Here is a 14014-nt window from a genome sequence, read left to right as displayed (position 1 = left end):
ATCAGCGCCCTTTGAGAAAATTCCCGATTATCCGTTTTTTGATTTTTGCCTTACTATATGGCACTACGTTTCTCTCTACCCATGCACAATACAGTTTTAGAGATTACAATGTGATGGTAGGAGTCCGTGGTGGAACCTCTTTGGGAGGGTCTGTCAAGCATTTTGTCACGGATCAGTCTGCTTTGGAGTTGATGGTGTTTAATAGATGGAAAGGGTGGAATGCCAGTTTGCTTTACGAATACCATATGGACATCCGGGAGTTTCGGGGGATGGAGTGGTACATAGGCGGAGGTGTTCATTATGGCATTTGGAAAGAACCTAAAGCCGAACCCCCGTGGGTATATAAAGGGACAGAGGATTACAGGGCTTTTGGAGTAGACGCTATAGTTGGACTGGAGTATAATTTTTATAATACAAACTTCTATTTAAGCTTAGATTGGAAGCCTGCATATAATTTTGTTGACTTTACGGACCTGTGGTGGGATGAAGCAGCCTTCACGTTAAGATATTCGTTCTAAAATTGGAAAACCGGTTAAAAAATGAACCGGTTTTTTCATTTTTTGCAAAAAAATCGAAAATTATTGATCAATAAGGAATCGAATATTTTGTTTAAACAAAAAAGAATGGATCAGATTTTTTAAAAATAGTATAAATCAGAATTTTATATTGAAAAAGCGAATTTGAGTGCATTTTTTCATCTAAAACAGCAGAAAATTCAATAAATGAGCGTCATTTTGAGTTTTTTTTCAATTTCAATCTTTTTTTGATTTTTTACTTTTTTGCCATTTCTCGAAATATTGTTTTGCCAATGTTAAAAAATCTGTCCTTGGCAGTTAAATATTGTTAATAATAGGGTGGTACGCCAAATAATTAGCTTTTTCTTCCGCTTAGACGAAATTTTTACCGCTTTTGAAATTAAAAAAGAATAAATTTTCTTTACGGATCAACTAAACTAAATACCTTATGAGAAAAGCTTTACTCTTTGTTGTTGCGCTTTTCACCATGGCCCTCAGTTATGAGGTGTCGGCGCAACAACGGGTAATTACCGGACAGGTAATTTCCGAGGAAGACGGATTAGGGTTGCCAGGAGCAACTGTTCTCGTCAAGGGTACGACAGTGGGTACTACCACCGATTTGGATGGTAATTATTCCATTAATGTACCTGCGGGTTCAGATGTTCTGATTTTCTCTTTTGTCGGACTCAAGTCCGTTGAAGAAGCAATTGGCAATCGTTCCGTAGTGAATGTCACTCTGACGACCGACGCGTCCCAACTATCCGAAGTGGTAGTAACGGCGATCGGTATCGAAAGAGAAAAGAAAGCGCTGGGTTACGCTGTAACTTCAGTAGGCAATGAGCAGCTGGAAAATCGCCCTGAAGCTGACGTTGCCCGTGTATTGCAAGGAAAAGTACCAGGGGTAAACATCACCTCTACCAATGGTATGTCCGGTTCGGGTACCAACATGGTAATCCGTGGTTACTCTTCTGCAACTGGTTCTAACCAGCCTCTATTCGTAGTAGACGGTGTTCCTTTCAACACCAGCACCAACAATGCTAACGGATTTACTACCGGTGGTGCTGCGACTTCTTCCCGATTCTTGGATATCGATCCAAACAACATCGAGAGCATGTCTGTATTGAAAGGTCTTTCTGCAACAGTTCTTTACGGTGACCAAGGTCGAAACGGGGTAATCTTGATTACTACCAAGTCTGGTGCATCTAAAAGAAAAGCTGCTGAGGTAACTGTCAACCAGTCCTTCTTTGCAAACGAGGCAGCTTCTTTGCCAACCTATGGCCAAGTATATGGAAATGGTTTCCAGCAAGCTCCTGGATTCTTTTTCTCCAACTTTGGACCTAGAATGGATGAAGGACGTACAGTTAACCACCCTTATGCTACATCTTCTGTAGCTGCCGTCCGAAATGCTTTCCCTGAGTTTTGGGTAGATGGTGTCGTAGGTGGTACTCCAGTTCAGTATGAGTACAAGGCGTATGCTGATCCTTCAGAAATCTTCTTCAGAACAGGTTTGGTATCCAATACTTCTGTTCAGATTGCAGGTGGTTCTGATCGTACCGGCTTCAATGCCAGCTTTGGATATACAGATGAGGAAGGATATCTTCCGGGTAACGAGTTGGAGAAATTCAACTTCGGTTTGGGTATCAACTCAGCGATTACCGACAAACTTTCTGTGAATTCTTCATTTACCTATGCGATCACCAATTTGTTGACTCCTCCAGTTAACGCAGCATTCGGTTCTGGTCCATCAGGTGGTATTCCTTCTGTATTCGCACACGTGCTTTATACTCCAAGATCTGTTGATTTGGCAGGTTTGCCTTTCGAGAATCCAGTGGATAGAAGCTCCGTTTACTATAGAGGCGGTAACGATATCGTAAACCCTAACTGGTTGGTAAGAAACTATGTTAACTCTTCTGATGTAAGCCGTTTCTTCAATTCTACTTCAGTGAACTATGATATCAATGACAACTTCTCCATCACTTACCGATTGGGATTGGATACCTACTCTGAAGTACAGGAATTGAGATACAACAGAGGTGGACCTTCTTCTTCTTTGGCAACCACTTCAGGTTATTACAGAACGATCAATATCACCAATACCATTTGGAACCAAGATTTGATCATCAACTGGAAGAAGGACTTCTCTGAGAAATTCGGAATGAGTGCTTTGATCGGTGGTAACTCTCGATTTGATGACTATGAGCAAGTAGGTGTTGCTTCTCAGGGTCAGTTGGCTTTCGGTTTGTTCCGTCACTCCAACTTCACCAACTCTTCTAGTAATGATGCCTATTCTGGCGGTAACATGAACTTCATCGTTCAGGAAAGAAGATTTGGTGTTTACACCAACTTGACTTTCGATTATTCTGACTACTTGTTCTTGAACTTGTCAGCTAGAAATGACTGGACTTCTACTTTGGAGCCTGAAAACAGAAGCATTATTTATCCAGGTGCTTCCATTTCCTTTATCCCAACTACCGCCTTTGATTGGAATTCTTCTACTGTCAATGATCTAAAGTTGAGATTGGGTTATGGTACTTCTGCTGGTTATCCTTCACCATACAGAACCAGAAATATCCTGAATCAATCTGCACGTGCATTTGATAGAAATGGAGTAACTTCTACTCACGCAGTAGCCAATCAGTTGGGTAACCCTAATTTGAGACCTGAATTGATCGGTGAATTGGAATTTGGTGTTGAAGCAGTGATGTTCAACAATAAATTGAGATTCGATCTCTCTTTGTATGAGAAAAATACTTCTGACTTGATCACCTCTGCACCAATTGACCCTTCTACTGGATTTACCAGCACGTTTACCAACATCGGTAAAATCAGAACTCGTGGTGCTGAACTTCAGGCCACAGTAACTCCGGTATCTACAGCTTCAGGATTTGAGTGGAATTCCACTTTGAACTGGTCAAAATACCGAAGTGAAGTGCTTGAGTTGGGTGGTGGATTGGAAGAAATTGTAGTTGCCGGTTTTACAACCCTAGGTAACTTCGCTATCCCAGGAAGACCATTCAACATCATCAAAGGTGTTGGTTTTGACCGAGTGCCTGAAGGCCAAGAATTTGCCGGACAACCAATCATTCTTTCCAATGGGGTGCACAAAGCCGCTGTTGACTTGGTAGAATTGGGAGATCCTAACCCTCAGTGGACTGGTTCTTGGATCAACAACTTTACTTACAAAGGATTCACGTTCAACTTCATGTTGGAATACCGTCACAAAGGTGCTGTATTCTCCAATACTGTAACTGCAACATTGGCTCGAGGTGTAACCAAAGATCCAGTAGCAGATCGTGAAATGACCTTCATCATGCCAGGTGTAAGACAAGATGGAGTAAAAGCTGATGGATCTCCAAACTATATTCCTAACGATTACCAAATCACTGCTTCTGACTACTTCTTCTCAGGATACCAAGGAGCTACTGATGAGCCAAACGTATTCGATGGAAGTATGTGGAGACTTCGTGAAGTGTCTTTGGCTTATCAGCTTCCAAATAACCTGATGTCTAAGACTCCTTTCAAGAGAGCTTCAATCGCAGTAAGCGGAACCAATCTTTGGTTCTTGGCTGCTAACTTCCCACCTAACATGAACTTTGATGTGGACGTGTTGGGAACGGGTGTTGGTAACGGACTTGGATTTGATTTCGTGACTGGACCTAGCTCAAGAAGATTGGGTGGAACGTTAACCCTTACATTCTAACCCTAAACAGACACTAATATGAAAAGAATTCTATATAGCATGACCTTGGCAGCTAGCGTGCTTTTTGCCACGTCATGTGAAGAAAAACTAGATGAACTTTTGGAAAACCCAAATGCGGTAAACGCACAAACGGCTTCTCCGGATTTTCTTTTGAACAGTATACAATTAGGTTATACAGGTCTTTGGTTTGGTCTGTCTGATGACGGGGAAAGACTGACTCGTATGATCAACCAAGGTTCCGCTCTGTATGAATTGGCTTATACGCCACCTTCAAAGAATGGTACTTGGTCTACAGCGTATGCCGGAATTTTGGCGGATGTTGACTTCTTGCTTCCTTTGGCAGAGGCTTCCAACTTCCAAAGACACATGGGTATTGCCAAGACCATCAAGGCGATGGTGTTGTTTGATTTGGTAGATACCTTCGGAGATGTTCCTTTCTCTGAAGCTTTGGATGCGGCTAACTTCAATCCAAATGTAGATTCTGGAGCTGCGGTATACGAAGCTGCTTTTGGTCTGCTTAACGAAGCTGCTGCTCACTTTACTGCCCAATCAGCAGGTAATCCAAATGACTATTTCTACAACAGAAATTATACTCGTTGGATAAAGTTGGTAAATACCTTGAAACTGAGATATTTCATTACGAAAAGACTGGTTGATCCTTCTGGTTCTACTGCAGGTATCAATGCGCTGATCGCTGAGAACAACATGTTGGGTACAGGTGATGACTTCGTCTTCCGGTTTGGTACTTCTCAGGCTGACCCAGATTCTAGACATCCTAAGTTTGCTGGTCAGTATACTTCTGGTGGTGGTGACTATCAGTCTACCTATTACATGTGGCATTTGACTGAAGAAAAAGGTTTTGATGACCCTCGAGTGAGATATTACATGTATCGTCAGTCTTTGACCAATACCACTAACCCTGATGAACAAGAGTGTATTACACAACTACCTCCTCCACAGTATTTGGTGGGTGGTTATATATACTGTAATCCAGGAACTAGAGGTTATTGGGGTAGAGATCATTTGGACCCAGACGGTATTCCACCAGATGGTTTGAGAAGAACTGCCTATGGTACGTACCCTGCGGGTGGCCGATTTGATGACAATTCTGCTGCTCCTGTAAACAACCCTTCCTTAGGAGCTGCAGGTGCCGGAATTCATCCGATTATGTTGGCCGCTTATGTAGACTTCATGTTGGCAGAGGCAGCGATTACCTTAGGTACAACTGGCGATGCTAAGGCCTTAATGCTTTCTGGAATTACTAAGCAAATGAATTTCGTTAGAGCTTTTGCTTTGGCAAGTGCTCAAGGTGCTGCAATTCGTACATTTGAACCTGATGATCAGTATACAAGATCCAAAGACAATTACTTGGCGTTTGTAGGTGCTCGATATGATGAAGCTGCCAACAATACTGAAAGAATGAATCTCGTTGCTACTGAATATTGGTTGTCTCTATATGGTAATGGTGTTGAGTCTTACAATCTGTATAGAAGAACTGGTATGCCTTTGAACATGCAGCCTGCGTTGGAAGAAATTCCGGGTCCATTTATCCGTTCTTTCTTCTATCCTAACAACTATGTTGTAACCAACACTAATGCTAAGCAAAAGGATAATCTAGCTCAGCAGGTGTTCTGGGATAATAATCCTCCTTCACCTTGGATTTATTAACCAAAAAATTAGAAAAACATGAAAATGCTAAAATATAGTTTCGGCTTGCTCGCAATGGCCCTTGTCTTTCTAAGCTCCTGTAGAGATACGGTAACGCCAAATGTGCCTTACACTGATTTCGATAACGGTGCTTATTTGAGAACAATCGCGCGTACAAGCACGACGTTTAACTTCTTCGACTTGGCCAATTCCAAATTTGCCTTGACTCTAGAAGCAGTAGACAATGAAGACGGTGCTACAGTAGAAACTGTAGAAATCCGAGTAAGACATAGAAGATTGATTCCTGGAGTAGGTTTGGAATTTACTCCTGCAAATGATGTCTTGGTGTCTACTTTGCAGGCTGCAGATTTTCAACCAAATCCTGATTCAAGATTCTTGAGAACCACCTTTGAAGTTTCTGCAACTGCAGCAATTTCTGCAGTAGGTTTGACACCTGCAGATATTGAAGGTGGGGACGTATTTGAATTCCGTTTGGTGTTGAATGACAAATTTGGAAGAAGATTCAGCTCTGACAATGTGACTACTAACGTGGCTGGTGCTCCATTCTATGCATCTCCATTCCAGTATCCTGTCTCTGTAATCTGTCCTTCAGATTTGGCTGGTACTTATCAGTTTGATCATTTGGAGACTTTCTGCGGTGATACCTTCTCTGGTTCTACAACTTGGACGGCCGTTGCTTCAACTCCAGGTGCTTATACTGTATCTGATGGTACATTCGGCGCTTGGCAATCTTGCTACCCTGATACTTGGGGAAGCGGAAATGTTAGAATCAACGATGCTTGTAACCGTTTGACAATGACTGGTACCGATAAGTATGGTGATAGCTACTCTATGACTGTAATTAGTTCTACTCCTGAAGTATTGACCTTTGAGTGGGTGAATACATTCGGCGAGTTTGGTACAGTGGCAGTGAAGTCTAATGCTGGCAAGCCTTGGCCTAACCTCAGATAAGAGTTCCTCTTTTGGATAAGTTAAGCAGCGCCTTTTGGCGCTGCTTTTCTTTTTTCTTAGAATATTTGCTAAAACAAATAAGCAGTTTTTTAATCTAACAATTTGATCCTAGTTTTGTTAGGCTTTCAAAAACACACCATGGATAAATTTTCATACATCGCCAACGCGCATGTTTCCTACATCGATGAGTTATACTCCTCGTTCAAAAATGACCCTTCCTCAATAGACCCAAGCTGGAAAGAGTTTTTTGAAGGATTTGACTTTGCCCTTGCCAATTACGGTGAGGAAGAAAATGGTTCTTCTTCCTCAGTCGCAAGCTCTACATCTGTTCCAAAAAATGGTTCATTGGCCACTCCGGGGACAATTATGGATATGGAGCAGCTGCCCAAGGAAATTAAAGTACGCGCTCTGATTCACGCTCATCGATCCCGAGCTCATTTGAGGTCAAAGACCAATCCGGTCAGAGAGCGTCGCGATAGGAAAGCCTTGATCGATCCTCAGGATTTTGGATTGGGCGATGCGGATATGAATACTGTTTTTCAGGCTGGGAATGAAATTGGCATTGGTAGTGCCAAGCTTTCGGATATTATTTCAGCTCTGAAGACCATTTATGAAGGCCCGATGGGTTTTGAATACCTGTATATCCGTGATCCGGAAATGCTGGATTGGTTCAAAACCAAAGTCGAGAAAGAAGCATTGGCTTTTAATCCATCCGTGGAGGAAAAGAAGAGGATTTTATTTAAGCTGAACCAGGCTGTAGTTTTTGAAAATTTCCTTCATACCAAATACCTGGGACAAAAGCGATTCTCCCTGGAAGGTGGGGAAAGTACCATTCCATTTTTGGATGCAGTCATAAATACATCTGCCAAGCATGGGGTAGAGGAGGTTATGATCGGAATGGCTCACCGAGGTCGTCTCAATGTCTTGGCCAATATTATGGGGAAGACCTATGAGCAGATTTTCTCCGAGTTTGAAGGAACAGCGAAACCAGATCTGACCATGGGTGATGGAGATGTGAAATATCACATGGGCTATTCCTCAGATATCGTTACTCCTGAAGATAACAAGGTTCACCTTAAGCTTGCTCCAAATCCTTCCCACCTAGAAGCAGTAAACCCTGTGGTTGAAGGATTTATTCGCGCGAAGATTGACTCAGAGCATCAGGGAAACGCTAAGAAAGCCCTGCCTATTTTGATCCATGGAGATGCTGCAGTGGCCGGTCAGGGTATAGTCTATGAAGTCACCCAAATGGCTGGTTTGAAAGGATATAATACAGGGGGAACCATTCATTTCGTAATCAATAATCAAGTTGGTTTTACCACAGACTTTGATGATGCTCGCTCATCAATCTATTGTACAGATGTGGCTAAAATCATCGATGCGCCTGTAATTCACGTGAATGGTGACAATGCCGAGGCCGTTGTTTTTGCAGCTAAGTTGGCGGCGGAATTCCGTCAGAAGTTCAGCAAGGATATTTTCGTGGACATGGTTTGCTACAGGAGACATGGGCACAACGAGTCTGACGAGCCAAAATTCACCCAGCCAGAGCTGTACAATATCATTTCCAAGCATCCCAATCCGAGAGAAATCTATATCAAGAGATTGACCGAAAGGGGTGATTTTGATGCCAAAATAGCTGCCCAAATGGATGAAGAATTCAGACAACTATTGCAGGATCGTCTGAATATGGTCAAAGAAAAACCTTTGCCTTATCAAGCTACCAAGTTTGAAAGAGAATGGGGTAATCTTCGAAGATCCAAGCCGGAAGACTTCGAGCAATCTCCTGAGACAGGCATTCAGGAAGATCAAATCACCAAAGTTGCCGAGGCCTTGACTACTATTCCGAAAGGATTCAAGCCGATCAAGCAGATCGAGGTTCAGATGAAGCAAAGAAAGGATATGTTCTTTGAATCCAAAGAACTGAACTGGGCTGCTGCAGAGCTTTTGGCCTATGGTTCTTTGCTTCTTGAAGGGAAAACTGTACGAATCACTGGACAGGATGTTCAGCGAGGTACATTTTCCCATAGACATGCAGTGATTCATGATGCCAATACCAACCAACCTTACAATTCCTTAAAGGAAATGAAGGAAAGAAAGGGACAGTTTCATATCTATAATTCCCTTTTGTCTGAGTATGCAGTTTTGGGCTTTGAGTATGGGTATGGTATGGCCAATCCAAATTCATTGACTATCTGGGAAGGACAATTTGGTGATTTTGCCAATGGCGCCCAGACCATGATTGACCAGTTCATTTCTTCAGGTGAATCCAAATGGCAAAAGCAAAACGGAATCGTAATGCTTCTTCCTCATGGATATGAAGGTCAAGGGCCAGAGCACTCCAATGCTCGTCCAGAGAGATTCCTTCAGCTTTCTGCTGAGTACAATATGATCGTTGCTAATGTGACGGAACCTTCCAACTTCTTCCATTTGCTGAGAAGGCAATTGACTTGGGAATTCAGAAAGCCATGCATTGTCATGTCACCAAAGTCATTGCTTCGACATCCAAAAGTGATTTCTCCACTTTCCGAATTCACCTCAGGGACATTCAGAGAAGTACTTCCGGATACTACAGTGGCAACAAAAGATGTGAAAAGAGTAATTCTTTGCACTGGTAAAGTCTACTATGATTTAGAAGAAGCAAGAGAAAAAGAGAAAATCAAAAACGTAGCAATCATCCGTATCGAACAGCTTCATCCACTTCCTAAAAAACAAATTCTCGATGTGCTGAATCAATACAAAGGAGCGGAAGTCGTTTGGGTACAAGAAGAGCCTGAAAATATGGGGTATTGGAACTACCTTTTGAGACTGCTTTACAAGGATCTTCCTATGCAGGTCATTGCCCGTAAGCCAAGTGCATCGCCTGCGACCGGCTATAACAAAGTCCACGTGGAAGAACAAAAGAATATTGTTTCTCAAGCGCTTAAAGTTTAATCTTATTCCTTTACCGGAGTCATAAATACTCCAATCCAAAAATTCATTTGTATAAACCTCCTTTCTGTCTCCAGAAGGGATAAAAAAAATAACCATGAGCAAAGAAATGAGAGTGCCTACCGTAGGTGAGTCCATATCCGAAGTCACCGTAGGTCAATGGTTTAAAAAAGACGGAGATCAAGTCCAGCTGGATGAAGTTCTTTGTGAACTTGAGTCTGATAAAGCAACCTTTGAATTTCCTGCTGAAGCCTCAGGTGCTTTGAGAATAAAAGCACAAGAAGGGGAAACAGTCGAAATTGGAGGGTTAATTTGTGTGATTGAAGAATCAGCATCAAACTCTGGATCAGGGTCCAATGCTCCAGATGAAGCGAAGCCTTCCAAAAAATCATCCCAATCCAGTGGTGAAATCAAGGAAATGATAGTTCCAACTGTTGGAGAATCCATTACTGAAGTTACCCTAGCAAGTTGGATCAAAAAAGACGGAGACTTTGTAAGCCTGGATGAAATTATCGCTGAGGTAGATTCTGATAAGGCTACTTTTGAACTTCCAGCAGAGGCTACAGGTATTCTTCGCCACGTTGCCAAAGAAGGTGACGTACTTGAAATAGGAGGATTGATCTGTCGAATTGAAGTCACTGAGGAAGCTCCGGAAAAAGAGGCTACTGCTTCTGAAACAGAAAATAAAGAAGCGTCTTCTTCTACCCAATCCAGCTCCTATGCTTCCGGTCATGCATCTCCAGCCGCAGCAAAAATCCTTTCAGAAAAAGGGATCAAGCCTGAGGAGATAAAAGGAACGGGTAAGGATGGCAGAATTACCAAAGAAGACGCACAAAATGCTGAAAAATCAGCTCCAAAAGCTGCGGCCAAAGTGGAAGGTAAATCTGAATCTCCTGCTGCTCAGGCTCCTGCCCAATCAGGATCCAGAGATGAGCGTCGTGAGAAAATGTCTTCTTTGAGAAAAACGGTATCAAGAAGATTAGTAGCTGTCAAAAACGAGACAGCTATGTTGACCACCTTCAATGAGGTGAACATGAAGCCGATTATGGACCTTAGATCCAAATTCAAAGATCAATTCAAAGAAAAGCACGGAGTGGGTCTCGGATTTATGTCCTTCTTTACCAAGGCAGTTTGTGTGGCTCTCCAAGAATGGCCCGCTGTCAATGCTAAGATTGACGGAAATGAAATCATTTACCATAATTACTGTGATATTTCCATTGCAGTATCAGCTCCCAAAGGCCTAGTAGTTCCGGTAATCAGAAATGCTGAGGGAATGAGCTTTGATCAGATCGAAAAAGAAGTGGTCAGATTGGCTACCAAAGCTAGAGACAACAAGCTTTCTATCGAAGAAATGACCGGAGGAACCTTCACTATTACCAACGGAGGAGTCTTTGGGTCTATGATGTCTACTCCGATCATCAATGCCCCTCAGTCTGCAATTTTGGGTATGCACAACATTGTTGAGCGTCCAATGGCAGTAAATGGGGAAGTGAAAATTCTTCCAATGATGTATGTGGCTCTTTCTTACGATCACAGAATCATCGATGGAAGAGAGTCTGTAAGCTTCTTGGTTCGGGTGAAGCAGTTGCTTGAAGATCCTACACGTTTGTTGTTTGGAGTCTAATTAAGCATCCATTACGAATTTCGATTTACGAGGGGCTGGATAGAACCGGTCCCTTTTTTTAACAAAATTAGCTCAAGTCTTATGGCTTGAGTCTAGCTTCTAAAATCTAAAAATCATGTATGACGTCATTGTAATCGGTTCTGGTCCCGGAGGATATATTGCAGCTATCCGTGCTGCCCAATTGGGGATGAAAACCGCCATTATCGAAAAATATTCCACTTTGGGAGGTACCTGCCTCAATGTGGGTTGTATCCCTTCCAAGGCTCTTTTGGACTCCTCTGAGCATTATCACAATGCGGCTCACACCTTTAAAACTCATGGAATCAATCTCTCCAATCTCAAAGTGGATTTGAAGCAGATGATTGCAAGAAAGGATGATGTCGTGAAGCAAAATGTGGATGGTATCCAATTTCTCATGAAGAAAAACAAAATCGATGTCCATCATGGGATGGGCTCTTTTGTAGATAAAAACACCGTCAAAATCACCAAAGAAGACGGGAAATTTGAAGAAATCCAGGGTAAAAACATAATCATTGCTACAGGATCCAAGCCAGCTTCTTTACCCTTCATCAAATTGGATAAGGACAGAATCATCACTTCTACCGAAGCATTAAAAATGAAGGAAATTCCCAAGCACCTGATTGTGATTGGCGGGGGTGTGATCGGCATGGAACTGGGTTCGGTCTATGGAAGAATGGGAGCCAAGGTTTCTGTTGTAGAATTCATGGATTCTTTGATTCCGTCTATGGACAAAACCATGGGCAAGGAGCTGCAAAAGTCCCTCAAAAAGTTGGGTTTTGAATTTTACCTCAAGTACAAGGTGACTTCTGTAGAGAATAAAGGCAAAGAAGTCATTGTAAAAGCGGAGAACGGAAAAGGAGAAACCATTGAGATCAAAGGGGATTATGTGTTGGTTTCCATTGGCAGAAAACCATATACGGATGGCTTGAATGCAGAAGCAGCCGGAGTGAAATTGAATGAAAGAGGTCAAGTGGAAGTCAATGATCATCTGCAGACTTCTGTGCCTCATATTTACGCCATCGGTGACGTCATCAAAGGAGCAATGCTCGCTCACAAAGCCGAAGAAGAAGGGGTTTTCGTAGCCGAAACTATCGCTGGACAAAAGCCTCACATCAATTACTTGCTTATCCCTGGGGTGGTTTATACCTGGCCTGAAGTAGCTTCTGTGGGTTATACCGAGGAGCAGCTTAAGGAAAAAGGAAAGAAGTACAAAGCAGGAAAGTTTCCTTTCATGGCCTCCGGCAGAGCCAGAGCCTCTATGGATACGGATGGATTGGTTAAGGTCCTAGCCGATGCTGAAACAGACGAAATCCTAGGTGTGCATATGATTGGACCACGTACGGCGGACATGATCGCCGAGGCAGTGGTAGCCATGGAGTACCGGGCTTCGGCTGAGGATATTGCAAGGATGTCCCACGCTCACCCTACTTATACGGAAGCCTTCAAAGAGGCCTGCCTTGCAGCTACGGACAACAGAGCGCTTCACGTCTAGGTAACCCACATTATACTTAAGAATCCAAAAGTCATTTCCCCTTCGGAAGTGACTTTTTCTTTTGTGTAAAAATCCCTTACTTCCATCATGAAGTTTAAAATAGCCCTGATAGGAGCAGGAAACGTGGCTTGGCAGCTCGCGCCAGCATTGGAAGATGCCGGCCATGAGGTTACCGAAGTATATTCTCGTGATCTGGCTAAAGCCATTGAAGTGACGGAACGGGTTTACTCCGCCGAGGCTAAAGATGATTTGGATTTTTCAGAGAGTATAGCTCAAATATTTATTTTGGCAGTAAAGGATTCTGCCATCCCCGAAGTGGCTGATGCGGTAATTCTTCCTGAAGGAAGCATCCTTGTCCATACTTCTGGGACCATGCCTTTGGATATTTTAGGCTACAGTTCAGCAAGTTTTACAGGTATTTTTTACCCTCTTCAGTCGTTTACTAAAGGAAAAAAAATCGAAATGGACGAGGTTCCGTTCCTATTGGAAACGGAAGATGAGGAAACGCTTCAGAAGTTGAAGAAGCTGGCCAAAAGCCTCTCTCCTTTGGTTTATACGGTCCGGTCCAAAGACCGAAAGGCTGTACATATCGCAGCTGTTTTTGCCAGCAATTTTTCTAATCATATGATCAGAATTGCTGAGGAAATCATGCGAAGGCAGGGATTGGATTTTGAGATGCTCAAGCCGTTAATCATTGAAACCATTTCCAAAAGCCTTCAAATTGGGGCAAAAAAAGCTCAAACGGGTCCGGCAGTGAGAGAGGATTATGAGACCTTGGAAGAGCATTTTCGATTTTTGAATTACAATGAGCAAGTGGCTGAAATTTACAGGCTCATTTCTCAGGATATTATTGATGCTTCCTGATCAATTTAATAGTTAAATAGGCTTAATGGCCTTGATTTAAGTCAGAATGCCTTTTTAATGAGTTAAGTGAATTAATTTTATTTGGCACTATTGTTTTATTTTGAAATTTAATTCCGTATAAATATTATTTTAGTCAATTAAGTTTTTCAAATGATACGGTTGGTGAAAAGTATTAACCCCTTTTTTCCTTGACATTTCAAATTTAAATTCCTTACTTCCAGCTGTTTAGTACTCGATTTAGTCCTTTTGGA

General features: G+C 42.4%; 8 protein-coding genes. All 8 read left to right on the top strand.

Annotated features, from left to right (window positions below; translation table 11 throughout):
- Window positions 1–11: 11 nt before the first annotated feature.
- The 8 genes from AAA938_RS15875 to AAA938_RS15840 all read left to right on the top strand — a co-directional run bounded on the left by AAA938_RS15875 (window position 12) and on the right by AAA938_RS15840 (window position 13763).
- Complete coding sequence (locus tag AAA938_RS15875; protein ID WP_338229735.1) at window positions 12–518, top strand: hypothetical protein; 507 nt, start codon at window positions 12–14, stop codon at window positions 516–518.
- Window positions 519–963: 445 nt separating this feature from the next.
- On the top strand, window positions 964–4215 hold the full coding sequence (locus tag AAA938_RS15870) for a SusC/RagA family TonB-linked outer membrane protein (protein ID WP_338229734.1): 3252 nt from the start codon (window positions 964–966) through the stop codon (window positions 4213–4215).
- Window positions 4216–4233: 18 nt separating this feature from the next.
- Window positions 4234–5883 carry a SusD/RagB family nutrient-binding outer membrane lipoprotein gene (locus AAA938_RS15865; protein ID WP_338229733.1) on the top strand — a complete coding sequence of 550 codons (1650 nt, stop codon included), beginning with the start codon at window positions 4234–4236 and terminating at the stop codon, window positions 5881–5883.
- Window positions 5884–5901: 18 nt separating this feature from the next.
- Window positions 5902–6834, top strand: coding sequence for a hypothetical protein (locus tag AAA938_RS15860; RefSeq protein WP_338229732.1), 933 nt, complete (start codon window positions 5902–5904; stop codon window positions 6832–6834).
- Window positions 6835–6972: 138 nt separating this feature from the next.
- Window positions 6973–9765: a 2-oxoglutarate dehydrogenase E1 component gene (locus AAA938_RS15855; RefSeq protein WP_338229731.1), complete on the top strand. Its 2793-nt coding sequence runs from the start codon at window positions 6973–6975 to the stop codon at window positions 9763–9765.
- A gap of 94 nt (window positions 9766–9859) precedes the next feature.
- Window positions 9860–11386 (top strand): 2-oxoglutarate dehydrogenase complex dihydrolipoyllysine-residue succinyltransferase, encoded by a 1527-nt coding sequence (odhB, locus tag AAA938_RS15850; protein ID WP_338229730.1) that lies wholly within the window; start codon window positions 9860–9862, stop codon window positions 11384–11386.
- A 115-nt stretch (window positions 11387–11501) separates the two neighbouring features.
- Window positions 11502–12899, top strand: a complete 1398-nt coding sequence (gene lpdA / locus AAA938_RS15845; protein WP_338229729.1) for a dihydrolipoyl dehydrogenase — start codon at window positions 11502–11504, stop codon at window positions 12897–12899.
- An 87-nt stretch (window positions 12900–12986) separates the two neighbouring features.
- The gene (locus AAA938_RS15840; protein WP_338229728.1) at window positions 12987–13763 is read left to right on the top strand and encodes a Rossmann-like and DUF2520 domain-containing protein; all 777 of its coding nucleotides are present in this window, start codon (window positions 12987–12989) and stop codon (window positions 13761–13763) included.
- Window positions 13764–14014 lie beyond the last annotated feature (251 nt).

This window comes from Algoriphagus taiwanensis, assembly GCF_036245645.1.
Taxonomy (GTDB): Bacteria; Bacteroidota; Bacteroidia; order Cytophagales; family Cyclobacteriaceae; genus Algoriphagus; species Algoriphagus taiwanensis.
The sequence above is the reverse complement of the archived record's forward strand: the minus strand, read 5'-3'. Positions and strand labels throughout refer to the sequence as shown.

What these genes read in the sequence shown, in the direction of transcription:
- AAA938_RS15870 (WP_338229734.1), top strand. Translation starts at nt 964, where the DNA reads ATGAGAAAAGCTTTACTCTTTGTTGTTGCGCTTTTCACCATGGCCCTC.
- AAA938_RS15865 (WP_338229733.1), top strand. Translation starts at nt 4,234, where the DNA reads ATGAAAAGAATTCTATATAGCATGACCTTGGCAGCTAGCGTGCTTTTT.
- AAA938_RS15860 (WP_338229732.1), top strand. Translation starts at nt 5,902, where the DNA reads ATGAAAATGCTAAAATATAGTTTCGGCTTGCTCGCAATGGCCCTTGTC.
- AAA938_RS15855 (WP_338229731.1), top strand. Translation starts at nt 6,973, where the DNA reads ATGGATAAATTTTCATACATCGCCAACGCGCATGTTTCCTACATCGAT.
- odhB (WP_338229730.1), top strand. Translation starts at nt 9,860, where the DNA reads ATGAGCAAAGAAATGAGAGTGCCTACCGTAGGTGAGTCCATATCCGAA.
- lpdA (WP_338229729.1), top strand. Translation starts at nt 11,502, where the DNA reads ATGTATGACGTCATTGTAATCGGTTCTGGTCCCGGAGGATATATTGCA.
- AAA938_RS15840 (WP_338229728.1), top strand. Translation starts at nt 12,987, where the DNA reads ATGAAGTTTAAAATAGCCCTGATAGGAGCAGGAAACGTGGCTTGGCAG.